Genomic DNA, 23,052 nt, shown 5'->3' on the forward strand with positions numbered 1-23,052 from the left:
AAAATCAACGTTGATTATCGCGCCCAGATCTGAAGGTTAAGTCCCTTGCAAGCTGCTTCGGTGGCGGCCATAGGAAGTCCCTAATGTTTCACCTAGCCGGTTTCTTTTTAGGACTTGCGGAGCTGAGAGGAGAGGCTTTGATGTCGGATGCGTTCAAGCAACGATGGACTTTCCCCTACCAGACCGGACACCAACTCCCCGTTAAATTGATGCTGCTGCCAAACGCCTAAATTCTCTCGGCGACCGATATTTTAAAGCGTTGTACGGATGCTGCTCGTTGTAATGCTCGAAGGCAATCGTCAGATTGCGCAGCGCCGTTTCTCGATCCGGCTTGGGCATGTGCGCCACATAATCACGCTTGATCGCCTTCACGAAGCTCTCTGCCATGCCGTTGCTTTGTAAGCGGATGGCGAACACACCTTCGGAACTCACACATTCATGAATGAAAATGTGCCCACGTTTAAGCGGACACAATACAAACTTTTATTGTGCTGACTTACAATCGGAATTGCCCTACCAATGTATTAAACGAAATTGCTAACTGCGATAGCTCGTGACTAGAAGCGCTGGTTTGGTTGGCACCCGCCGCCGTCTGCGTCGATAGGTCCTGAATGTTAACCAGGTTGCGATCCACCTCTCGCGCTACTTGAGCCTGCTCCTCTGCTGCGCTTGCTATCACCAGGTTTTGCTCATTAATCTGGCTGACGCCTTTACTGATCCGCTCTAGTGCCAGGCCGGCTTCAGTGGCAAGTAATTGAGTGCTGCGCACGAGGTTTTGACTTTTCCCCATCGCCTGCACCGCATCGTCAGCCCCGCCACGAACCCTGCTGATCATAGCCTCGATCTCGCCAGTGGATGTCTGGGTACGGTGTGCCAAAGCACGTACTTCGTCGGCCACTACAGCAAAACCACGACCTTGCTCACCAGCACGTGCGGCCTCAATCGCAGCATTAAGAGCAAGCAGGTTGGTCTGCTCAGCAATACCACGGATGACGTCCAATACCTTGGTAATGTCGTAGATCTGTCCGGCCAATGCCTCGACTCGCTTTGTGGAATCAGTAATTTCCTCCGTCACAGTATTGATAGCCGTCACAGCCTGCTGTACCTGCTTCTGCCCTTTTAATGCGTCTTCAGCGGTCTGGCTGGAGATCTGAGAGGTGCTGGCTGCGTTGCGCGCCACTTCTTCCACTGCAGCCGTCATCTCGTTGACCGCAGTAGCAGCTTGTTGGATTTCGTCGTTTTGTCGCACCAGTCCACGCGTGCTGTCCTCTGTAACCGCAGTCAATTCTTCAGCTGCGGAAGCCAGTTGGTTCGAGGCGTCGGCAATTTGCTGCACGGTGTCTTTGAGGTTGCTTTGCATAACGGACAGAGACTGCAACAACTGGCCAGTTTCATCGGTGCCCCGAACCTCGATGGCCTGAGTCAGATCGCCTTTAGCTACGCGGTCTGCACCTTCGACCGATAGGTAAATCGGACGGGTAATCATGCGAGTGACGATCATTCCAAGTACGCCGGCACACAGCATGGCGATCAGGCAGCCCACGATCAGCACCCAAGTCACTTGGTTGTTAGTGCTTTCGCCTGCTTTCGCGACATCGAGAGCTTGGCGAGTGTTGGACTCGATCATGATCTCGATCTCAGCAACGAGTTTGAGGTAAGCCGGTGTAACGCTGTTTATAGCGAGCCTTCGAGCCTGTTCCATATCGCCACTTTTTAGCGCAGCGAAACCCAAATCCACAGCAGCAATGTAGGCCGGCCAGTCACGTTCGAAATCGTCCCCCGCAGCCCGTTCGTCTGCGTCTAGCGGGGTGGCACGGTAAGTTTTGAATGCAGCTTGAGCCTGGGACTGATTATCGCGGTACGACTGGATAACGGCGTTGATATCGTCAGCGCTGGCGTTCGTAGCTGTCAGCACAATGGCCTTGAAAAAGTCACGGTTGGTGCCAATGGCGTGTGCCTTGATTGCGTCGGTTTTCTGGATCGATACCAGGTTGTTGGTCACAGTATCTTGCAGTTGGCCATACAGCTTGGCGATGCCGGACTGACCCAGTACTGCCACAACAACCGTGATCAACGCGCATAGACCAAATGCAGTTAGCAGCTTGGACTTCAGCTTCAGGCTTCTCAGCCAAGACATAAGGATTACTCATTAGGAGGTAAAAAGGGTTAGGGGCGTCGTTTCCTTGAAGAGAATAGCGGCAGGGGCGAAGTAAACTTTAATACTCACAAAGTCATGCACCTTGCTACGATGCACGACGAGGCTTACGTTAAGCGGTGAGGAAAATCCCTCTTGATAGTCAGGCACCCATCCACTTATGCGGTCGCAACAGCCCAATTTTGCTGGTTTGATGTGTCGGTAACCGCGTCAGCACATCTTTCAAATAGGCGTATGGGTCATGCCACTCACGCGCGCTGACTGAATCAAACTCATGATTGTCGCCGCCCGTTTGCCGCTGAGCGGCGACCCAGCGAACAACCAGCTCTACCCCCCATTGCACGCGGCCGGATCAAATTCTCGATCTGAGGTGCTTGTACTTTGGTGGAGCTTTACCGCTGGCACTGATTGAAAACTGACCCAGGGGTAAGCGGCCAGCAAACAAACCTTGCACAGATCAGGCAGGCATCCACTGATGCGGCAGCAGCTGCTCGATCTCGCTGGCCCGCTGCGTCGGCAGCCGCGTCAGCACATCCTTGAGATAAGCATACGGATCATGCCCATTGATGCGCGCCGACTGGATCAGGCTCATGATCGCTGCCGCCCGCTTGCCGCTGCGCAGCGACCCAGCAAACAACCAGTTCGACCGCCCGAGCGCCCATGGCCGGATCAAGTTCTCGATCTGGTTGTTGTCGATGGGCACAGCACCATCTTCCAGGTAGCGCGTCATCGCTACCCAGCGTTTAAGGCTGTAATCCAAGGCCTTTGCCGTAGCCGAGCCCTCGGGCACAAGCTCGCGGTGGGCCAGCATCCACTCATGCAGTTTTTCAGCGATGGGCACGGCTGCTTCCTGGCGTAATCGCCAACGGTCTTCGTCGCTCATGTCCTTGGCGTGTCGCTCGACTTCGTAAAGCCCGCCAATCGAGTGAAGCGCCTGCTCCACCAACGGGCTTTTATTGGCTACATGCAGGTCGAAGAACTTGCGGCGCGCATGCGCCATGCAGCCGATCTCGGTGATGCCCAGCTCAAAGCTGGCCTTGTAGCCGGCAAAGTCATCACAGACCAGCTTGCCGTTCCAGGTGCCCAGGAAGTTACGCGCATGTTCGCCAGCACGGCTGGGGCTGAAGTCGTAGACCACGGCCTGTAAGGCCGAGAACGGGGTAGTGCTGTAGGCCCAGACATAAGCGCGGTGAGTTTTCTTCTCGCCGGGCGCCAGCATTTGTACCGGCGTTTCATCGGCGTGAACCACGTGCTGGGCCAGCACCACTTCGCGCAGCGCATCGACCAGCGGCTGAAGCTGCACGCCGGTTTGACCCACCCACTGCGCCAGGGTCGAACGTGGTATAGCCAGACCGGCACGGCCGAAGATCTTTTCCTGCCGATACAGCGGCAGGTGGTCGGCGAACTTGGCTACCATCACGTGCGCCAGCAGGCCGGCAGTGGGAATGCCCTCGTCGATCACCTGTGGGGGTACGGGGCCTGGATCAGTGTTTCGCACTGCCGGCAGGCCCATTTCCCACGCACATGCTGTTCGACGGTGAACACGCCCGGTGTGTAGTCCAGCTTTTCGCTGACGTCTTCACCGATGCGCTGAAGCTAGCAGCCGCACGCGCACTGGGTGTTGTCCGGCTCGTGATGGACTACAGTGCGGGGGAACTGCGGTGGCAACGGCGCACGCTTGGGTTGCTGGCGTGGCTCTTCCTGCGCAGGTGCGGGATGAAGGGCTTTTAACTCCGCCTCGATGGCTTCGAGGTCGGTATTGAGCAGGTCATCGAGCAGGCTGCCCTGCGCCGGGCTGATCTGCTCGCTGCGCTTGGCGAACTTGTGCCGTTTAAGGATGGCGATCTCGTGAGTGAGCTGCTCAATGATCGTTTCATCGCGATGGATCTTTCGGCCCATAGTATCGACCTTGGACATCAACTGCGCAGCAAGTGCGCGCAGTTGTTCGGGGGTCATTTGGTCGAGATCGGGCAAGGAAGTCATGGGCTGGATTTTACCAAAGCAGCCCGACTGCTTCAGCTAAAAGGCAGCATTTAAAGCAATGTAATTGCGCCGCCCGCACCGACTCTTTGCCAGGGTAATCCCAGTACCAGCGCCTGGAGTTGTTCGGGGTCGAGTTCGACTTCCGCCCCGCGACGGATGCCCGGCCAATGAAATTTTCCTTGATTCAAACGCCGTGCCGCCAGCCAGATACCGACGCCGTCGTGCACCAGGACTTTCATGCGGTTGGCCCGGCGGTTTGCAAAAAGGTAAGCGCAGTGCGGCTTCGCCGCACCGAATACCGCGACCACTCGGGCCAACGCAGTCTCAGTGCCGGCGCGCATGTCCATAGGCTCGGTGGCGAGCCAGATGGCATCGACGCGAATCATTAGTCCAGGCCACGAATGAAACGCGCGCAGCCTTCCGGATCCGAGGCTGGCCATTTTACGATGATCGATTTATCACCCAGAGGCAGCGAGATGATCACCATCTCTTCTGTTGCTCGCCTTGGTACTGTTTTTACCGGAACGAAAGCCGGCAAGGTTGCAGGCGATTGATCCCGGTAAGTCGGTAGCCACTTGCGGATCACGTTTGCGTTGATGCCGTGATGGATGGCTACGCTGGAAATCGTCGCTCCGGGTTGCAGGCATTCCTGGACGACCTGGGCTTTGAATGGTTTGGGGTAAGAGCTTCGTTGGCGCATGGAAATCCTGGCGATAAGGGCGAACGCGTCCGCTTAAAATACGCGGACACCATCGCCCTTAATGCTGGATTTCGGTAGGTGACATCACCGGACGGTTACGTTGCTTTGCGGGCTGCGCACTAGTAATCGTTGATCGAAGTCGTGACGCTAAGCACGGCGATATTGTTATCGCGGCGCTGAATGGAGAACCTGTATGTGGTCGTAGTAGCACGAGCGAGGTATCTCGAACGCTTCGCACAGCAACTCGATCGGCTCATGGGCACCGAGCTGATCGATCAGCGCATGCGCTCGTGTTCTTCCGACATCAAGGTAAGCGTCCGGCCAAGTCACCTATCAAACCGCTGCAATAAGGGCGATGTTCTCCACTTAACAATACGTGGACACCATTGCCCTTATCGTCAGGATTTTCATGCGCAAAAGAACTTCTTATCCCAAACCCGTTAAAGCCCAGATCGTTCAGGAATGCCTGCAACCAGGCGTTTCGATAGCCAGCGTAGCCCTGCGCCATGGCGTCAATGCCAATCTGGTTCGAAAGTGGATACCTATCTACCGTGATCCTCAGGTGCCCGCGTTGCCTGCCTTTGTTCCGATAAATCTAGCGTCTGTCATTCAGCCCAGTCAGCAAGTGCCTGTTACCATCGAGGTTCCTTTCGGCCAGCAAAACCTTACAGTGAAGTGGCCATCCTCAGATCCTGGTGGGTGTGCCCGTTTTATCCGCGAGCTTGCCCAATGATCCGTATCGAGGCCATCTGGCTCGCCACTGAACCGATGGACATGCGCGCAGGCACAGAAACCGCCTTGGCCAGAGTCATTACGGTATTCGGTGCGGCGAAGCCGCACTGCGCTTATCTCTTTGCCAATCGCCGGGCCAACTGTATGAAAGTTTTAGTGCACGACGGGATCGGCGTCTGGCTGGCCGCAAGGCGATTGAACCAAGGCAAATTCCACTGGCCAGGCATTCGACATGGCAGCGAGCTGGAGCTGGATACCGAACAACTTCAGGCCTTGGTGCTTGGCCTGCCGTGGCAGCGCGTTGGGGCTGGCGGTGCTATTACGATCCTTTAAAAAGGCTGTAATTAAAGCCTGAGCCTGCTGCCGCAGGCGGTCTGCTTTGGTAAAATTCACGGCATGACTTCCTTGCCCAACCTCGACCAAATGCCCCCTGACCAACTGCGTGCACTCGCTGCGCAGTTGATGTCGCAGGTCGACACCATGGGCAGAAAGAGCCACCGCGATGACACCATCATCGAGCAGTTGACCCACGAGATCGCGCTCCTCAAGCGGCACCGGTTTGCCAAGCGCAGCGAGCAGATCAGTCCTGGGCAAGGCAGCTTGCTCGACGATCTGCTTAACGCCGATCTTGAGGCTATTGATGCCGAACTGACGGCACTGCTTCCGGCTCCGGCTCCAGAAGAGGCGCGCCAAAAACCAAAGCGTGCGCCGTTGCCGCCGCAGTTCCCACGCACCGTCATTCATCATGAACCAGAAAGCACTGAGTGCTCTTGCGGCTGCCAACTCCAGCGCATTGGCGAAGACGTCAGCGAGAAGCTCGATTACACGCCAGGCGTGTTTACCGTCGAACAACACGTGCGTGGAAAGTGGGCCTGCCGTCAATGCGAGACACTGATCCAGGCGCCGGTACCGGCCCAAGTGATCGACAAGGGTATACCTACCGCAGGTTTGCTCGCTCATGTGATGGTGGCGAAGTTCGCTGACCACTTGCCGCTGTATCGGCAGGAGAAAATCTTCGGGCGCGCCGGTTTAGCGATCCCGCGTTCCACACTGGCTCAATGGGTAGGTCAAACCGGTGCACAGCTTCAGCCGCTGGTTGATGCCTTGCGAGAAGGCGTTTTGGCACAGCGAGTTGTTCACGCCGACGAAACGCCGGTGCAGATGCTTGCGCACGGGCAGAAGAAAACGCACCGCGCTTATGTCTGGGCTTACTGCACCACACCGTTTTCGGCGCTCAAGGCTGTGGTTTATGACTTCAGTCCGAGCCGCGCCGGTGAGCATGCGCGTAACTTCCTCCGCGCGTGGAACGGCAAACTGGTATGCGATGACTTTGCTGGCTACAAGGCTGGATTCGAGAAGGGCATGACCGAAATCGGCTGCATGGCTCACGCCCGGCGCAAGTTTTTCGATCTGCACGTGGCGAATAAAAGCCAGTTGGCCGAACAGGCGCTGCACTCGATTGGCGGCTTGTACGAAGTTGAACGCCAAACGCAAGACATGAGTGACGAGGATCGCTGTCGAATACGACGGGAAAAAGCAGCGCCATTGGCGAAAGCACTGCACAACTGGATGTTAACCCAGCGCGATCTTGTGCCCAATGGATCAGCGACGGCCAAAGCCCTGGATTACAGCCTTAAACGCTGGGTAGCGCTGACGCGCTACCTGGAAGATGGGGCCGTCCCCATAGACAACAACCCAGTCGAAAACCAGATCAGACCGTGGGCACTCGGGCGCTCCAACTGGTTGTTTGCCGGATCGCTTCGCAGCGGCAAACGGGCGGCAGCAATCATGAGTTTGATCCAGTCAGCGCGCATGAATGGACACGATCCGTATGCGTATCTCAAAGATGTGCTGACGCGGCTGCCGACGCAGCGTGCAAGTGAGATTGAGCAACTACTACCGCATCAGTGGGTATCAGACTGAGTCGTGCAAGGTGACTTCGAGGGACGCTTACCTCCTAATGATCTCAACCATGTATTCATTCAGATCACGAAAGTCCTTAACCGTCCAAGCATGCGGAGCCACTTTCACTCCATTCTCTTTCAAGGTTTTAGGGATAAGATCGCCGTTGGGTCGCAGTATTACCGACGACACGATAACTCCAGGATACTCTGCGAGACGTCTCTTGAATGCCGTGCTCGTCAGGTCGGGCGTCGGCGGTGAGCTTTTGTAAGCCAGAGGGCCTGTGCCCCTGATGTCCGCCCCATGACACATCGCGCAGCGTTCGGTAAACAGCCTTTCTCCATTGCCGTTGGTGGCCGCGTAAGCCGGTGCAGAACACGCCACCGTTACCGATATTGCCCACAATCCCTTGCGAACGCTCATTCTTCTTCTCCTTGATGTAATGCACCAGTAAAATCTCCCCTACTGAGCCAAAGTGGACAGTGTGCTAATGAACCTATCCCTGACTCTCAATCCGGTTGGGACTTTGTTTGGCTTCTCATCTTGCTCCAGTTGAACGAACGCTAACGTTCGACTACCTTTGGTTGCATATCCTACAAACCAACCGTACCCGCGAGACTCATCGCTTACGCCGCTTGTGTCACGGGGATAAGTGGTACCTGTCTTACCATGGATCTCCCATCCATCAGGATGAGTTTCAAGGAGCGATATGCGGGAGGTCAAGATGAAGGCTTTCTCACTCACAGGCAATTCTCGCCTAGCGATTTTCTCTTGAAAGTGGAGCTGTTCGAGGGGGGAGATTTTTAACGAGGAGCTGATCCAAGCCCTATCAAGTCCATTTGACGCCCCAGGATCACCGGAAAGATCGGCATTACCGAATCCGAACAATCTAGCGTAATGCTCGACTTGGGCAATCCCCAATGCATGGGTTACTCGCTGCGAGTACCAAACTACCGAGTATTTTATCCAGCGTTCAGGATCGGTGGGTTGAAGCCAGTTAGGGCCTCCCCAATCAGGATCTCCCGGCTTATAGGCCAGCGCAGGGCTGTGTCGATCATGAAGAAAATCAGAATCAAACCCCATCAGGCTAAGCGCCAGCTTGAATGTGGAGGCAGGTGACACTCGGGCCGAGCACTCACCACGCTGATAAAGGATGGCGGACATATTCACATCGCTGATCAGAGTACAAATATGGCCCGCCTCTACACCACCCACCATCCCAACCCAAAGACTAACCACCATGCCCAGCTTCCGTACTGCCATACAGTCGAATCCTTGAGATCTAGTAAGCCATAGAGACTACATTCATGAACTTCCACATGGCAAACGGATGCGGATGTCGCTCCTCTCGCACATTGCATACAGCCCCGGGCTGGAATTAGGTAGGTGTGTTCGCCGTCCGCTTACACATCAAGAGCCTGGTTGCCTTTTTTAAAATGGATTTCTCCCGCTCAAGACGGGCGATCCGGGCTTCTAGTTCCTGGATTTTCTGCTGCTCTGGCGTCAGGGCTTTGCTCTGAGGCGTTACGCCATTGCGCTCCTGCTGGAGTTGGCTCACCCAACGACGCAGCGCAGACTCGACCACCCCAAGCGAACGGGAGGCTTCGATGTGGCTATAACCTTGATCGAGCACGAGGCCTGCGGCCTCGCGTTTGAATTCAATGGAAAAGGTACGGCGTTGTTTGGTCATCAGACACCTCTATATCTGGCGATATTCTCGCCTAAATGAGTGTCCGGAATCATTAGACCACTACAACACCACTTGCACAAAGGATTCGAAATGCACCGCAGCCGCCTTGCTTTGGCTCTGATGACCTGTCTCGCAATACCCGGTCTCGCACCTGCCGCAACTGCCAAAAAGGGCACAGCGAAGACTGAACTGCCTGATTGCTCAACCGTAACGTTCGATGGGTCCAATCTCGCAGAGGAGGAGAACGCCTACTTTTTCTCTAACCAGAAGAACATTTCGACAGCACAGATTCTGCGCTTCTCGCTTGGTAGAGATGCGATTTTGGCCGACTTTTACGCACGCAGGAAAGACACAGACTTCAATGCCGATGTTCTGAAAATTAAGGCTCTAGCTAAGCAGAAAGGGATTGCATTGCAGATGACCCATGACCTTGCCGTGGTTGAAAATGCGCACATTGAGCAGAACAAGAACCATAAGTGGACAAAGGACACCGCCGATACTCTCTTCTGCCGTATAGACGCCATTGGCGACTCCGCGACAAACAGCTACAACACCTATGCCACAAGCTACCTCAAAGGGCTTAAATCGAAGCAGGAAGCCATGCATGGTCAAGTAGGCTACTTCGATGTGACGGTTAATGACTGCACCATCAGCAAATCCATCGACACCGGCAACCGCTACTCCGCCGTGAAGCCAGATCCTGATGCGCGATTCCTCACCGTGAACGCTACCTTCAAGAACACTGACAACGAAGGTCGGCTACCACTCGAAGACAGTTTGTTCATCTGCAAGGATGACAAAGATTTCAAATTCGATACGACTGAAACCATCATGAGCGATGGCTACGGAATCCGTTTGCGATCGCTGAACCCTCTCATCAAGCTCAACACGAAGATCGTCTACAAGGTGCCTAACGAGCTGTCTGGCGAGGTTTATTGGAAGCCCGGTAGGAATGCCGAGGATCACAAGCTCTGGTGTACCTACCTACCGTCAGCCTGATTTTTGCCATAGCCAGCCATCTGTTGGTTACGGATTTATGTTTACAATTTGGCAGACTGCTACTGAGCGTGAGGGCTGCTACGCGTCGTTTCTGCCGGTCATGGCCACCCAGCGGGATGGTCAAATCCGATGTAAATGATTGGTGAGGTCGAATGCAAATGGGGGACCAGGTCATTGCAATTACCTAAGTCATGACTCAGAGAGCTTAAGAGCTTCAGCTATACAACCAGATTGGATGAATTTGGACTGTTGGATCGGGCTCATCGTAATCACGCTAGCTTTCGTCGCCACAAAATTCGCGTAGTCGTCATGGACATCACGTGATCCGTTTCTGTGAAAAATGCGTGTGGTCTATGGACATCGAATACCTAATCTAAACCCTCACAAATATTCATTCAAACCGATGTCCATGGGTTGACATCTTTCCTTTAAATTGATGAGCTTTTTGAAATCCGTGCACCACACGTGCACTTGGCTAAGATCCAGGGCGACAGCATGCAAGGTGTCGGCATTTTCAGCGATGACCTGGTGATCGTTGACCGAAGCAAAACGGCTCGTCATGGCAATATCGTTAGTGCACAACCCAAAACTGAGTGCGTGTGCAAGCATCTGCATAATCGATATGGCCAACTGATCTTCATGGCCGAGAATAGTAATTATCGCGTCATCGTGCAAACGAACATTTATTCCAAATCGCCAGTGTGCGAAACGATTTTATATGGCCGTATCTGTAGCGTCATGCCCGTCGTCATAAGCAGAAGGCTACCAGAAAAAAATTCTTCCGGCGTCATTTGTATAAACTGCGCCGTGGGCCAGGAAGCTACCGAACAATGCAACGCCAATAACGCCCGCTGTTTGTCTTACAGCAGTCAGCACGGCTGAGGCAGTGCCTGATATGTGCCCTGGCACTTTTTCCAAGCCTGATGGCATGATCACTGACGAAGCTAGACCATTTCCCAGCGATTTTTGCATCTTTTCAAATCCAGACCTAGCGCAAGCATTAGCGTAGTATTGGCGAATTCGCCGTTGTACCGCCGTCTACGCGGCTCTAATCCCCGCAAACCTGCTAAACGCTCGATTCAGTTAGGGCGCAGGTGACAGTTGCCAGGTCTGACGGCGTAAACACCGTCACCTCGCTGTGCATCCTACCTCTAGACTTTAAATTTATTCATCATTTCATGCAAACGAGCACTAGTAGTAGCTAAATCTAAGCTAGATGTAGCAGTTTCTTCGCTAGCTGCTGCAGTTTGATCCGAAATATCCCGGACGCTGACTATACTTCTACCTATCTCTTCACCGACCCTGCTTTGTTGTTCGCTAGAAACCGCAATCTGTACGTTCATCGCCTCTATCTCCTGAACAGATGTATTTACGGCAAGGAGCATTTCACTCGCCTTCCTAGAAAGCGCTACGCTATTTTCAGTCAGAAGGATATTGTGTTCAATGCCTTGGGTCATATTGTCCGTACTTGATTGCAGTTCGTTTATCAGAAGGGCAATCTCATCTGCCGAGGAGCGAGTACGCGAGGCTAGTCCTCTTACCTCGTCCGCGACCACTGCAAATCCGCGTCCAGCCTCTCCCGCCCGTGCAGCCTCAATAGCAGCATTCAACGCCAGAAGATTTGTTTGATCTGCGACTGCTTTTATAACATCAAGAACACCGCCAATGTTTTGAGTGTTAGCCCTCAGCTCTATCATCATCGCTTTGGTCGTATCCATCTCGTGTGCCAATGATTCTATCTGATATCGAGTTTCATCAACAGTGCTCCCTCCTTGGGTGGCTAATCGGCTCGTTTTTTTCGCCGTCGTCACTGCGAGCGCAGCATTCTGAGAGACATGATGAGTAGTAGCTGTCATTTGCTGCATTGCAGTGGCGATATGGTCCGTCTCAGATTTTTGTGAGTTAACCCCTACGCTAGTTTGCTCTGTCACTGCAGACAGCTCCTCTGACGCGCTCGCCACCTGTATTACGCCGTCTTTCATATGAGTGATTAGTTCTCTGAGGCTCGTTGCCATACGCACCATGCTACGTTGCAAAATACCTAACTCATCACGTCTTACGATCACATCATGGTAAGTAAAATCACCTGCAGCAATTTTCTCAACAATCAAAACTGTATCTTTAAGGGGTTGAACAATTGAACGAGTTATTAGCCAGGCACCTAACATACCAAGAAAAATTGAGAGCGAAAGCCATACCAAAATCTCCCCTTGGGCGCCACTTGCATCTGAGATTTGTCGCTCCTCTTGAAGCTTATCCATATTATCAGTTATTTTTAAGAGTTGAGTGATGCTGGAAGTGATCCCTGCCTGGGCCTCATCCACTCGTGCCTGAGCCAATATTATCGATTCTAAGCGATTTTTATACGCCGACAGAACCTTCATCAAGGTATTCAGATTTTCTTTCGGTATATCGGTGGATTCGAACGACTTCGCCTGTACAAGCGTCGCCTCGATTGCGTTTCGAACGGCTTCTTCGGTAACCTTATTAGGGGAGGCAAAGTAGACACGGAAGCTGACACGCATTTTCTGCACTGTGATGAAGAGCAAAGTGAGTTGTTTGCGCGCTTCCGGATTACCTGATTCGGAGTTGGCAGCGTCGGCAATCTTCACAAGTATCTCATTAGCGGCCTCCGCTGACGCCGCGGCGTTAGCAATCTGCACCTCACGTTCTTTTGTAGCGGCGACTGTATCATCGTAAAAGCTTCGGTAGCTTGATAATACTCTCTCGGCATCGTTGAGAGAAGCTATGTTAACTTGGCTATCAAAATTTGGTTTTATGGATTGTAAATGTGAGCGTGTATGCTCTAGGGCCGCCAACCACTTTGTAGCCTGAAGATCGTCTGCCTTTAGGGAATAAACCAGGCGCTCAATACGCATATCTCGAGCAGCCATACTGAGGCGTGATACATCCCTACTTCTATCACTTCGGTCCTTTAATACTTGGGCTGCATTCCATCCCGTATACGCCATCAATACAATCATGCATATGAGGAGTGCAAATCCTAATATGAGTTTGTTACGAACTTTTAGGTTACTTAAGAGTCTACGGGTACTGTTTGACATATCTCGGCCTTGATATTCAGGTTAATCGCGATATAGTTTAAGGTTGATTCTTTATAGTTTTAACCGTCCGGCGTCCTCATCACAGCTCTTTGTCAGAAGCCAGACTGACGCACGTGGCGATATGCCATATTAATCGGCCACGGTTTCTATTCTTTAGCCCATCATTTAAAAATCCGACAGCCGGCTGCTCAGACCTCCATATGGTTCTACTCTCAACTGGCAAAGTTTACATCGACATGCCGCTGCTTCATCTGCCGTCTAGGCCAGAGCTTCGGTGGTGCCCGTAGCAGCAAAGGGACAATGTGACTTGTTGTCGAGGACTCAACCTTGAATTGCCTGTTCCAGGCAGTAAGAATTCCCGTCACGGTCAAGGCAGTCTTAAGGAAACTCTGAAAAAGACTTTCTGATTTGATGAAATTCCCGGAAACCAATCGCCGAGCCTTTCAATGAAGTAAATGACCTTCGCCGATGCCGAGTACGTCGGTAAGCGCAAGCAGGCCCGCCAGGAATTGTTCCTAATCGAGAAGGATCGGGTCGTACCCTTTAAGGGTTTGATTGCCCTGATCGAATCTCATTACCCGAAGGGCGAAGGTGGTCGTCCGGCCTATCCTTTGATGGCTATGCTCCGGGTTCATCTCATGCAGAGCTGGCTCGGTTACAGCGATCCTGCGATGGAAGAAGCGCTATACGAGACGACGATCTTGCGCCAGTTTTCCGGTCTGAGCCTGGAGCGGATCCCAGATGAAACTACTATCCTCAACTTTCGTCGCCTACTGGAAAAGCACAAGTTGACCGCTGGTATTCTGGGCGTGATCAATGGCTATCTGGGCGACCGTGGTTTTCACTGCGACAAGGCACCATGGTCTATGCCACGTTGATTCATGCGCCCAGTTCGACCAAGGACAGGGACGGCAACACGCGATCCGGAAATGCACCAGACAAAGAAAGGTAACCAGTATTACTTCGGTGCCAAAGCTCACATTGGTGCCGACGATGAGTTAGGGGTACGCCTCCAAAAGGCGATCAACAATCCCATGGCACAGAAACGTAAGTATGCCGTTCTTGAACGCTTACCGGACGATTTGCCCGAGGACTGGGCCCAGATCCTGGAAGAGCTGGAAAGCACTGACAACGTCACGGTTGCACACCGCGACGACGGCAGCGTCCAAGTATTCTGGACAGTCGTCAAAGACGACTGATCAACGCCCCTACCCGGCCCGCGAGTAGCGGATCAAATATTCAAGAAACACACGGTGAGCATCATGGCTTGTACGATTTTGGGACAGCTGCAGGAGGGGGGAGCTTCGCTGCCTCTCTATGCGTTTCAAGTACCTGCCGGCTTCCCCTCACCTGCAGCTGACCACATCGAGAAGCATCTCTCGCTAGACGAGCTGTTCGAGATCAGGGCCCCCTTACCTAGAGAAGATCGACGGCGACAGCATGGAAGGAGCGGGGATTTTCAGCGGCGATTTGGTGATCGTCGACCGCAGCCGAGATGCTGATCACGGCGACTTAGTGATCGCAGCAGTTAACAACGAGCCTGTTTGCAAGAGGCTTTACAAGCAAAATGATCAAGTAATGTTGCAGTCGGAAAACCCACTATACCCAAATCGCTATATCACCGAAGGTGATGAGCTTAGCGTATGGGGAGTAGTTCGCTACAGTGTGCGTGACCCTGAAAAAGCCTGAACCTGTCTTCGCGCTTATTGATTGCAACAGTTCCGGAACGCTGTTAACCGTTACAAGCGATAAGTATCATATGAAACAGTTGATTAGGGTTACTAACCGTTTATCGGATGATGTCCAGCTCAGCCACAGGATGGCGTTTTCAGCTCATAGGGTCGGATCGCGGTGCTGCCTTATGCCTTCGTTGGAGCGTGGTTGATGAGCATAAAATTCCTCGGCCAGTTAGGCCCCTCGTCAATTGAGCTGCCCTTCTTCCTGGCCAAGGTGCCAGCCGGATTTCCGTCCCCAGCTGCTGATCACCTAGAAAGTCGCATCTCTTTGGATGAGTTATTTGACATCCGCCCTCCCCACATTTATCTCTTAAAGATTGATGGAGATAGCATGAATGGAGCAGGTTTGTTCTCAGGTGATTTAAGCGCCCAAGCTGGGGTTGAGCGTTTAGGATGCTGGGCCCATGCGCGTCGCAAGTTCGTTGAAGCACAGAAAGTGTAGCCCAAAGATAAAATGGGGCGCGCGGATATCGCGCTGAATCTGATCAACAAGCTTTAGCGCATCATTGCGACTAACTGGTCATATGAGTGCATATCACGCATCTTGAAGGCAATTACTGACCTTTTCAACAGAATCGGCCGTTTCCTGATAGCTCAGAGGTGGTTAACTGCTCACTCGGCTTCAAGCAGGACGTAGAGGCCATGATGTTGGCGCTGCTCCTGGATTGACCCACCTGCCAACGCAAGACTGCACCATCTCCAAACCTGCAAAATCCAGCACAGATAATGATTCACGAGGAGTCAGGCTGGGGCAGTGAAATCTCGGCAACTGCGTCACCTCGGCATCGGCGCCGACACTTTGGCATCAAACTGTCCCCAACGCGGCTCATGCGGCTAGAGGACGCCCTCCACAGTGAACCGGCGAGCATTCGCCCTTTCCCCCGACGCAGTCGCCGCGATTTCAGCATTCCAGAAAGCCGGCCTGAAGATCGCGATTCGCTCAAATCTTGCGAGTCCGTACGGCCCAACCATTCAGCAACTTTTCCCAACTATCACCACGCATGGGTTTAGCGATGAGCTGGGTTGCATGAAGCCCGACCCTAAGATCTACCTGCAGACGTGCGAACGTCTGGGGCTTGAACCAGGCAACGAATTCGCAGGCCGAGGCCGGGTAATAATGATCGGTGATTCTCCCAAATGCGATCGGGATGGGCCTAAGGTTGTCGGGATCCAGGGTTTCCTTCTGAGGCGTGGCGACGACGCTGGCTTCAGCGATCTTCATCAATTCGCAGGAGCAGTTTTGAGTTACAGGTGATAGGTGCACCTCGAATCTGCCCGGAAGCCCGACTCTAGGGCGCGAAGCACGAGGTTTAGGCACGCCGCGAAGTTGCCGTTGCCTATCCTGCGCGCGCGTTATGCCGCGGCTCCCAAGAACCTCAATCCAGATGTCTTTCAGTGTTCACCTTGGCGCAACGATCAATATAATTGGTGATATTGGTTCGCATCTCACACCAGATACATACTCAATTCACGCCGGGATAGCTGGTGTTGAGAAGTGAGTGATTACGTAACAGAGCATCTCCTACGTGAAATAGAAAGCGTTTTCTTTCAGTGACTCCCTCAGATGAGAACATTTTAGAGCAGGGAGTCCACTTCGTCACGGCTGGGCGCGTAAGCCCCGGGATGCTTGCAAGACACCGACGCGCAGGCTGCCGAAAACTGCAGGCGTGCTTGGGGTTGCTGAATACCCAAGAACTGCGAGGCCAACCATCCGGCCATGCTCGCGTCACCGGCACCCACAGTGTCAGCAACCTGGATAGCAATTGCAGCCTGTTCAACCTTGCCATTGTCCTCATACAACACCATGCCTCGAGCTCCGCGGGTGAACAGGATCTGTGCAGCGGCATTCATACCGCGTAGCTCCCCAAGCGCTTCTTCCTCACTCAACCCAGGATAGATCTGGCGCAGATCCTCATCCGAAAGCTTGATGATGTCCGCAAGACTGACCATAGCGGGGAACGTAACCTCGCGGTAGCGGCTGTCCATCAGGTTCCGCCAATTGGGGTCATAGCTGACGATCTTTCCGTTCTTCTTAACCATCCTGGCTACGTCCACCAGCCGATCGCCCAAAGGCTGACGGGCGAGGCTGATGCAGCTGAAATGGCAAAGCTCAACGCTGCCAAGCCAGCCCTCGGGGAGTTGCTGCACATCGAAATGCAGATCCGCTTCGCCGGCGAAGAAGTAGCGCGGAGGGTGGCTAGAGGGCACGATCGCCACCAAGGGATCGGCGTCGACTCGCTGAAGAAATCTCATGTCCAACCCCGCCGCTTTTGATTGCTCGGCAAGCTCGTCGCCCAGTGAGTCAGTACTGATCGAACCCGCAAACGCTGTTGGGATGCCGAGACGGCTCATAGCCCTCGCCACGTTCCAAGGTGCGCCGCCTGGATATCCTTGCCAGTGCCCAGGCGCGTGTTGAACCACATCGGTCAGGGCTTCACCAAACACCACAACGGTTGGCAATTGCATATTCAATCTCTCTATTGGATTCGTGTTGACGCATGGCCGAAGTCGTAACCTTGGTCAGCGCACCCGCGCAATGGGTAGCGATTGGTGAGCACCGTCGCGATTGAAGAGCGTTACGGCCGTCGTGCGCCGGTAGTCGCTGGGCGTTTGATCCATCTCATGCCGGAAGTGCCGGTTGAAGTTGGACACGTTCTCGTAGCCCACCTCAAAGCAGATTCCCGCCACCGAGAGCCGGGTTTGGACAAGAAGCCGGCAGGCGCGCTGAATGCGTAGCTTGCGCATCAGGTCGATGAATCCGTGGCCCGTGATTCGTTTGAAGAAACGTGAGAAGCCAGCCTCACTCATCCCCACGCGCTCGGCGATAACCGATAGCCGAAGGTCGGACGTGAGCTCGTTGATCAGATAGTCGAAAGCCTGATTGATGCGCTCCGAACTGCGAGCATCCAGTGACGGCGAGTAGTACGCGCTGGCCAATACCCGGATGTCACGTTTCGGTGCTCTGGCCAGCGTACCGAGAAGATCCAGAAATTGGATCAGGCGCTGAAGCCCCTGAGCTTGGCCAATGCTTTCAAGCAGGACGGCAGCGTCTCTCGCCGTCGTGCCGGTGAACTCGATACCGCGTTGTGCCAGTTCAAACAGCGTTTTCAGCTCCGATAGCTCTGGCAGCGATCCTCGGAGGTTAAGCAGGGACGCACCATCAAACTGCAAAACCACGTCACGACCTGCAATGAGCTCGCCAGGCGGCACATCGCCCATCCAGTCATGGGGCAGGCCGGGGCCGATCAACGCGACATGACCAGAGGTAAAGGGGCCGATGTAGTCGCCAGCCAACAGCTTGCCGCTGCCTTGCCTGATCAGATGAATCTCATACTCGGGATGGTGATTCCAGCGGGCAAGATCATAGGGATAGTCGTGCTCGTACCACCGGAAGCTTTGATCAGGGCCTGGGAGGATGACCTCGAGATCGGCGGGTCGGTGCTCAAACAAAGCAGCGCGGTTATCAGGCATCGAGTGCCCCTTTTATTTGTTCTATGGGTCGAATGAACTAACCATACGCCGATTTCTGCGCAAGCCGATAGCCCCCCTATTGCCGCAGATCGATACTTTTTTTATCGATGACCTGTGGCAACCGCAGGGTCAAAAAAGTATCAATGCAGCATCCGCCATTCGTTTGAGACTCAATTTTTAAAGTGATCTACTCGGCTCGTACACCATTGTCGCCAAGGCAGAATCCGAGCAGCAATGGTCACAACAACAATAACAGCTCCAGTCGAACCGGCTTGGAGCGGAGAGCCCCATGAAGATTACGAATGCGCTAATTCTTTCTGCTGGTCTGTCATTCGCCCTTGCCAGCCATGCCGCCGAGACCCTGACGATCGCGACGGTCAACAACGGCGACATGATCCGCATGCAACGGCTTTCCAAAGTCTTCGAGCAGCAGCATCCCGACATCAAACTCAATTGGGTCATACTCGAAGAAAACGTACTGCGCCAACGCCTGACGACAGACATCGCCACTCAGGGCGGCCAGTTCGACATATTGACCATCGGCACCTATGAAACTCCTTTGTGGGGGGCGAAAAATTGGTTGATGCCGATGAGCGATCTTCCAGAGGACTACGACGTCGATGACATCTTCCCTGCGGTTCGCCAGGGCCTTTCAGTCAATAATACCTTGTACGCTTTGCCTTTCTACGGTGAAAGCACAGTAACCTACTACCGCAAAGATTTATTCAAGGCCGCTGGTATGACGATGCCTGAAAATCCAACTTGGTCACAGTTGGGTGAATTCGCCGCCAAGCTCAACGACCCATCGAAAGATCAGTACGGCATGTGCCTGCGTGGGAAGGCTGGCTGGGGTGAAAACATAACTCTGCTGAGCACTATGGCCAATGCCTTTGGTGCGCGGTGGTTCGATGAAAAGTGGCAGCCAGAGCTTGATAGCCCTGAATGGAAGGCTGCCGTTACCTTCTATGTGGATACGCTGAAAAAGTATGGGCCGCCCGGCGTCTCAAGCAACGGTTTCAATGAAACACTTGCCCTGTTCAACAGCGGCAAATGTGCTATATGGGTCGATGCGAGCGTTGCTGGATCATTTACCACGGACAAAATGCAGAGCAAGGTGGCCGACAGCGTTGGCTTCGCGCCTGCACCGACCGAGGTCACTGACAAAGGCTCGTCTTGGCTCTACGCCTGGTCATTGGCGATCCCAGCAACATCCAAGCACAAGGATGCTGCCAAATCCTTTGTCACCTGGGCGACCTCCAAGGAATACATCCAGCTCGTCACCGACAAGGACGGCATCACCAACGTCCCACCAGGTACTCGTATTTCGACCTACAGCGATGCCTATCTGAAGGCGGCACCGTTCGCTCAGGTTACATTGCAGATGATGAAGCACGCCGATCCCTCCCAGCCCTCAGCCAAGCCAGTTCCGTACGTGGGTATTCAATACGTCGTGATACCTGAGTTCCAGTCGATCGGCACCTCTGTAGGCAAGCTGTTCTCCGCGGCGCTGACCGGCCAGATGTCCGTGGATCAGGCCCTGGCGTCTGCGCAGTCCACCACCGAACGCGAGATGAAGCGTGCGGGCTACCCCAAAAAGTAGCAGGCCCACGACACCCGCCGGCCTAACGCCGGCGGTCAACGCCGCACAGGTAGACAATCATGAACACTTCAGTTGTCCGGGCTCCGCTATCGGGCTCGACCTCTTCTCGCTCGCGTCGAGTTTTTAACCCAGGATGGTTTCTGGTCTCGCCATCCGTTGCACTCTTGTTGCTGTGGATGATCGTGCCGCTGGCCATGACCGTCTATTTTTCGGTGATCCGGTACAACTTGCTCAACCTGGGCGAGAACGGGTTCGTTGGCCTGGAAAACTTTACCTATTTCGTTACGGATTCCGGTTTTCTGCCTGGAGCCTTCAATACGTTGGTGCTGGTGGTCAGCGTGTTGCTCATCAGTGTCGTTTTTGGCATTTTGATCGCCGCGTTGCTGGAGGCGAGCGAGTTCTTTGGACGCGGCATAGTTAGGGTGCTGCTCATTTCGCCATTTTTTATAATGCCGACTGTAGGGTCATTGATTTTCAAGAATCTGATCTTCCATCCGGTCTCCGGGATCCTCGCAGCGGTGTGGAAGCTCTTCGGCGCTCAGCCCATCGATTGGTTGGCCCACTATCCGCTGTTTTCGATCATCGTCATCGTTTCCTGGCAATGGCTGCCTTTCGCGATTCTGCTGCTGATGACGGCGATGCAGTCGCTGGATCAGGAGCAAAAAGAGGCGGCTAGGTTAGATGGGGCAGGGGCCGTGGCCATCTTCTGGCATCTGACTCTGCCGCATCTCGCCAGGCCTATCGCGGTGGTGGTCATGATCGAGACGATCTTCTTGCTCTCGGTTTTTGCCGAAATATTCACCACAACCAACGGAGGCCCAGGGTTCGCTTCGACCAATCTCGCGTATCTGATCTACAACCAGGCGCTGGTGCAGTTTGATGTGGGCATGGCGTCAGCCGGCGGGCTCATCGCGGTCGTGATTGCCAACATCGCGGCGATCGTGCTGGTGCGCATGATCGGCAAAAATCTGACCGATAAAGCTTGAGGACGACGCCATGATGACGCTCAAACAAACCCGGCGCCTCCAAAGCGTAGTACTTGGAAGCCTGGCCTGGATCATTGCTTTGCTGCTGTTCTTCCCTATCTTCTGGATGGTGTTGACCAGCTTCAAAACCGAGATCGACGCCTTCGCGACGCCGCCGCAATTCATCTTCATGCCGACCTTGGAGAATTACCTGCATATCCAGGAGCGAAGTGATTACTTCCACTTCGCTTGGAACTCGGTACTGATTTCGTTCACTGCCACCGCCCTTTGCATGTTGATTGCAGTACCCGCTGCCTACTCCATGGCGTTCTACGAAACCAAGCGCACCAAGCAGACCCTGCTGTGGATGCTGTCGACCAAGATGCTCCCGCCCGTTGGCGTTTTGATGCCTATCTACCTGCTTGCCAAGGGGGCAGGTCTTCTGGATTCGCGGCTGGCGCTGATCGTGATCTACACGCTGATCAACCTGCCGATCGTGGTCTGGATGGTTTACACGTACTTCAAAGACATCCCTCGGGAGATCCTCGAAGCGGCCAGGTTGGACGGGGCGACCTTGGGACAGGAAATGCTGCGAGTCTTGCTGCCCATCAGCAAGGGCGGGTTGGCATCAACCATGTTGCTGTCGCTGATCCTGTGCTGGAACGAAGCCTTTTGGTCGCTCAACTTGACCAGCTCCAGCGCTGCACCTCTCACCGCGCTCATCGCTTCCTACTCAAGCCCCGAAGGCTTGTTCTGGGCGAAGCTTTCAGCCGTCTCCACATTGGCCTGCGCCCCGATCTTGATCTTCGGCTGGATCAGCCAGAAGCAACTCGTCCGTGGGCTGTCTTTCGGGGCCGTCAAATGATGACCGCAACAGCTCGTTAAGCGGCGAAGGCTCAAACTTCACATAGGACTCTACGCATGGCCACTTTAAAAATAAAAAATCTGAAGAAAGGTTTTGAAGGACTGTCCATCATCAAGGGAATTGATCTGGAGGTCAGAGACAAGGAATTTGTGGTGTTCGTTGGGCCGTCCGGGTGCGGTAAATCAACCCTTTTGCGCCTGATTGCAGGCTTGGAAGACGTGACCAGCGGCACCATCGAACTCGATGGCCGGGATATCACCGAAGTGACGCCTGCCAAGCGAGACTTGGCAATGGTGTTTCAGACCTATGCCTTGTATCCACACATGACGGTACGCAAGAACCTGTCCTTTGCATTGGATCTGGCCGGTGAAAAGAAGCCAGATGTGGATAGGAAGGTCACCGAGGCTGCCAGAATTCTTGAGCTCGACGCGCTGCTGGATCGTAAACCTAAACAGCTCTCGGGTGGCCAGCGCCAGCGGGTAGCTATTGGTCGCGCCATTGTCCGCAATCCAAAAATCTTTCTGTTCGATGAGCCTCTGTCCAACCTCGATGCGGCATTGCGCGTACAAACGCGGCTGGAGTTGTCGCGGCTTCACAAGGAGCTCCAGGCAACCATGATCTACGTGACCCATGACCAAGTTGAGGCCATGACATTGGCGACCAAGGTCGTGGTGTTGAACGCCGGGAGGATTGAGCAGATCGGTTCGCCGCTCGATCTCTACCACCACCCGGCCAACTTGTTCGTTGCGGGCTTTCTCGGGACACCCAAGATGGGCTTCCTCCAGGCGCGTGTGCAGGCCGTCAATGCATCAGGCGTAGAGGTCAGGTTCGCCTCTGGAACCACTCTGCTTATTCCTCGCGACAACTGCGCGTTGTCGATCGGCCAGTCCGTCACGGTTGGTGTAAGGCCGGAGCATCTGACGCTTGGAACCGAGGGGCATGTGCCGGTCACGACTGACGTCACGGAGCGGCTGGGAAGCGATACGTTCTGCCACGTGAATGTGGATTCCGGAGAAAGCCTGACCGTCCGTGTTCACGGCGATTGTGAAATGCCTTATGGCGCCAAGCGCTATCTGAACCTGGATGTCGCTCATTGCCACCTGTTTGACGACAACGGCCTTGCTGTCAGCTCTGCCGTATCGCGCGCAGCTTAATTCCAATCAGGCGGCGCTTGGCGACGAGCGCGCCA

The 23,052-nt window shown here is 54.0% G+C and carries 20 protein-coding genes and 10 pseudogenes; 15 read left to right on the forward strand and 15 right to left on the reverse strand.

What is annotated here, in order from left to right:
• Positions 1 to 201: 201 nt before the first annotated feature.
• From IFT47_RS26700 to tnpA (IFT47_RS26725), 7 genes and pseudogenes are all read right to left on the reverse strand, one after another.
• A pseudogene (locus IFT47_RS26700) lies at positions 202 to 399 on the reverse strand (integrase core domain-containing protein); the annotation flags it as partial.
• Positions 400 to 496: 97 nt separating this feature from the next.
• Positions 497 to 1,360: a methyl-accepting chemotaxis protein gene (locus IFT47_RS28400; RefSeq protein ID WP_407073271.1), complete on the reverse strand. Its 864-nt coding sequence runs from the start codon at positions 1,358 to 1,360 to the stop codon at positions 497 to 499.
• Positions 1,355 to 2,137 (reverse strand): annotated as a pseudogene (locus tag IFT47_RS28405) (MCP four helix bundle domain-containing protein); the annotation flags it as partial. The gene IFT47_RS28400 and the pseudogene IFT47_RS28405, both read right to left, overlap by 6 nt.
• Positions 2,138 to 2,297: 160 nt before the next feature.
• Positions 2,298 to 2,520 (reverse strand): annotated as a pseudogene (locus IFT47_RS26710) (transposase domain-containing protein); the annotation flags it as partial.
• Positions 2,521 to 2,612: 92 nt separating this feature from the next.
• Positions 2,613 to 4,138 (reverse strand): annotated as a pseudogene (gene tnpC, locus IFT47_RS26715) (IS66 family transposase).
• 50 nt (positions 4,139 to 4,188) lie between these two features.
• Positions 4,189 to 4,524, reverse strand: a complete 336-nt coding sequence (tnpB, locus tag IFT47_RS27785; protein WP_181420228.1) for an IS66 family insertion sequence element accessory protein TnpB — start codon at positions 4,522 to 4,524, stop codon at positions 4,189 to 4,191.
• Positions 4,524 to 4,838 (reverse strand): IS66-like element accessory protein TnpA, encoded by a 315-nt coding sequence (gene tnpA / locus IFT47_RS26725; protein WP_192175094.1) that lies wholly within the window; start codon positions 4,836 to 4,838, stop codon positions 4,524 to 4,526. Before tnpA (IFT47_RS26725) ends, tnpB (IFT47_RS27785) begins: the two co-directional genes overlap by 1 nt.
• A 409-nt stretch (positions 4,839 to 5,247) precedes the next feature.
• Between tnpA (IFT47_RS26725) and tnpA (IFT47_RS26730) the strand changes: the two genes are divergently transcribed.
• The 3 genes from tnpA (IFT47_RS26730) (at position 5,248) to tnpC (IFT47_RS26740) (ending at position 7,493) form a co-directional block, all read left to right on the forward strand.
• On the forward strand, positions 5,248 to 5,571 hold the full coding sequence (tnpA, locus tag IFT47_RS26730) for an IS66-like element accessory protein TnpA (RefSeq protein WP_192175093.1): 324 nt from the start codon (positions 5,248 to 5,250) through the stop codon (positions 5,569 to 5,571).
• On the forward strand, positions 5,568 to 5,903 hold the full coding sequence (gene tnpB / locus IFT47_RS27795; RefSeq protein ID WP_192175092.1) for an IS66 family insertion sequence element accessory protein TnpB: 336 nt from the start codon (positions 5,568 to 5,570) through the stop codon (positions 5,901 to 5,903). The genes tnpA (IFT47_RS26730) and tnpB (IFT47_RS27795) overlap by 4 nt, the downstream gene beginning before the upstream one ends.
• A gap of 63 nt (positions 5,904 to 5,966) precedes the next feature.
• Positions 5,967 to 7,493: an IS66 family transposase gene (gene tnpC / locus IFT47_RS26740; RefSeq protein ID WP_192175091.1), complete on the forward strand. Its 1,527-nt coding sequence runs from the start codon at positions 5,967 to 5,969 to the stop codon at positions 7,491 to 7,493.
• A gap of 27 nt (positions 7,494 to 7,520) precedes the next feature.
• Here the strand turns inward: tnpC (IFT47_RS26740) and IFT47_RS26745 are convergent, their stop codons facing one another.
• The 3 genes and pseudogenes from IFT47_RS26745 to IFT47_RS26755 all read right to left on the reverse strand — a co-directional run.
• A complete protein-coding gene (locus IFT47_RS26745) occupies positions 7,521 to 7,895 on the reverse strand; it encodes a cytochrome c (protein WP_192175090.1) in 375 nt (124 codons plus the stop codon).
• A 39-nt stretch (positions 7,896 to 7,934) separates the two neighbouring features.
• Positions 7,935 to 8,714: a class D beta-lactamase gene (blaOXA, locus tag IFT47_RS26750; protein ID WP_197984252.1), complete on the reverse strand. Its 780-nt coding sequence runs from the start codon at positions 8,712 to 8,714 to the stop codon at positions 7,935 to 7,937.
• 184 nt (positions 8,715 to 8,898) lie between these two features.
• Positions 8,899 to 9,162, reverse strand: a pseudogene (locus tag IFT47_RS26755) (transposase); the annotation flags it as partial.
• A gap of 90 nt (positions 9,163 to 9,252) precedes the next feature.
• Between IFT47_RS26755 and IFT47_RS26760 the strand changes: the two are divergent.
• Positions 9,253 to 10,161, forward strand: a complete 909-nt coding sequence (locus tag IFT47_RS26760; protein WP_192175088.1) for a DUF4352 domain-containing protein — start codon at positions 9,253 to 9,255, stop codon at positions 10,159 to 10,161.
• A gap of 381 nt (positions 10,162 to 10,542) precedes the next feature.
• Here IFT47_RS26760 and IFT47_RS27455 read toward each other — a convergent pair whose 3' ends face one another.
• Entirely contained in the window at positions 10,543 to 10,722 is a 180-nt protein-coding gene (locus IFT47_RS27455; protein ID WP_192175098.1) for a hypothetical protein, read from the reverse strand.
• Here IFT47_RS27455 and IFT47_RS26765 point away from each other — a divergent pair.
• On the forward strand, positions 10,657 to 11,043 hold the full coding sequence (locus IFT47_RS26765) for a LexA family protein (protein ID WP_192175087.1): 387 nt from the start codon (positions 10,657 to 10,659) through the stop codon (positions 11,041 to 11,043). The genes IFT47_RS27455 and IFT47_RS26765 overlap by 66 nt on opposite strands.
• 269 nt (positions 11,044 to 11,312) lie before the next feature.
• Here the strand turns inward: IFT47_RS26765 and IFT47_RS28410 are convergent, their stop codons facing one another.
• Both IFT47_RS28410 and IFT47_RS28415 read right to left on the reverse strand, forming a co-directional pair.
• Positions 11,313 to 12,185, reverse strand: coding sequence for a methyl-accepting chemotaxis protein (locus IFT47_RS28410; RefSeq protein WP_446731170.1), 873 nt, complete (start codon positions 12,183 to 12,185; stop codon positions 11,313 to 11,315).
• Positions 12,168 to 13,226: pseudogene (locus IFT47_RS28415) on the reverse strand (methyl-accepting chemotaxis protein); the annotation flags it as partial. The gene IFT47_RS28410 and the pseudogene IFT47_RS28415, both read right to left, overlap by 18 nt.
• A 455-nt stretch (positions 13,227 to 13,681) precedes the next feature.
• Here IFT47_RS28415 and IFT47_RS26775 point away from each other — a divergent pair.
• The 6 genes and pseudogenes from IFT47_RS26775 to IFT47_RS28420 form a co-directional block, all read left to right on the forward strand.
• Positions 13,682 to 14,233 (forward strand): annotated as a pseudogene (locus IFT47_RS26775) (IS5 family transposase); the annotation flags it as partial.
• The gene (locus tag IFT47_RS27800; protein WP_342345405.1) at positions 14,207 to 14,425 is read left to right on the forward strand and encodes a DUF1654 domain-containing protein; all 219 of its coding nucleotides are present in this window, start codon (positions 14,207 to 14,209) and stop codon (positions 14,423 to 14,425) included. The pseudogene IFT47_RS26775 and the gene IFT47_RS27800, both read left to right, overlap by 27 nt.
• A 63-nt stretch (positions 14,426 to 14,488) precedes the next feature.
• A pseudogene (locus IFT47_RS26785) lies at positions 14,489 to 14,915 on the forward strand (LexA family protein).
• A 195-nt stretch (positions 14,916 to 15,110) separates the two neighbouring features.
• A pseudogene (locus IFT47_RS26790) lies at positions 15,111 to 15,314 on the forward strand (S24 family peptidase); the annotation flags it as partial.
• A 9-nt stretch (positions 15,315 to 15,323) separates the two neighbouring features.
• Positions 15,324 to 15,401, forward strand: a pseudogene (locus tag IFT47_RS26795) (IS66 family transposase); the annotation flags it as partial.
• A gap of 414 nt (positions 15,402 to 15,815) precedes the next feature.
• Complete coding sequence (locus IFT47_RS28420) at positions 15,816 to 16,217, forward strand: HAD family hydrolase (RefSeq protein WP_192175085.1); 402 nt, start codon at positions 15,816 to 15,818, stop codon at positions 16,215 to 16,217.
• A 320-nt stretch (positions 16,218 to 16,537) separates the two neighbouring features.
• On the opposite strand, the gene IFT47_RS26805 is transcribed toward IFT47_RS28420, so the two are convergent.
• A complete protein-coding gene (locus tag IFT47_RS26805; protein WP_044310644.1) occupies positions 16,538 to 17,428 on the reverse strand; it encodes a carbohydrate kinase family protein in 891 nt (296 codons plus the stop codon).
• A 54-nt stretch (positions 17,429 to 17,482) separates the two neighbouring features.
• Positions 17,483 to 18,433, reverse strand: coding sequence for an AraC family transcriptional regulator (locus tag IFT47_RS26810; RefSeq protein ID WP_192175084.1), 951 nt, complete (start codon positions 18,431 to 18,433; stop codon positions 17,483 to 17,485).
• 289 nt (positions 18,434 to 18,722) lie between these two features.
• On the opposite strand from IFT47_RS26810, the gene IFT47_RS26815 reads away from it, so the two are divergent.
• The 4 genes from IFT47_RS26815 to IFT47_RS26830 are packed head-to-tail and all read left to right on the forward strand — an operon-like array spanning position 18,723 to position 23,017.
• Positions 18,723 to 20,033, forward strand: coding sequence for an ABC transporter substrate-binding protein (locus IFT47_RS26815; RefSeq protein ID WP_103750996.1), 1,311 nt, complete (start codon positions 18,723 to 18,725; stop codon positions 20,031 to 20,033).
• A 59-nt stretch (positions 20,034 to 20,092) separates the two neighbouring features.
• The gene (locus tag IFT47_RS26820; RefSeq protein WP_192175083.1) at positions 20,093 to 21,019 is read left to right on the forward strand and encodes a carbohydrate ABC transporter permease; all 927 of its coding nucleotides are present in this window, start codon (positions 20,093 to 20,095) and stop codon (positions 21,017 to 21,019) included.
• A gap of 10 nt (positions 21,020 to 21,029) precedes the next feature.
• Positions 21,030 to 21,863 carry a carbohydrate ABC transporter permease gene (locus tag IFT47_RS26825; RefSeq protein WP_044310640.1) on the forward strand — a complete coding sequence of 278 codons (834 nt, stop codon included), beginning with the start codon at positions 21,030 to 21,032 and terminating at the stop codon, positions 21,861 to 21,863.
• A 56-nt stretch (positions 21,864 to 21,919) separates the two neighbouring features.
• Positions 21,920 to 23,017 carry an ABC transporter ATP-binding protein gene (locus tag IFT47_RS26830; RefSeq protein WP_044310639.1) on the forward strand — a complete coding sequence of 366 codons (1,098 nt, stop codon included), beginning with the start codon at positions 21,920 to 21,922 and terminating at the stop codon, positions 23,015 to 23,017.
• Positions 23,018 to 23,052 lie beyond the last annotated feature (35 nt).

This window comes from Pseudomonas sp. CFBP 13711, assembly GCF_014842265.1.
Classification (GTDB): Bacteria; Pseudomonadota; Gammaproteobacteria; order Pseudomonadales; family Pseudomonadaceae; genus Aquipseudomonas.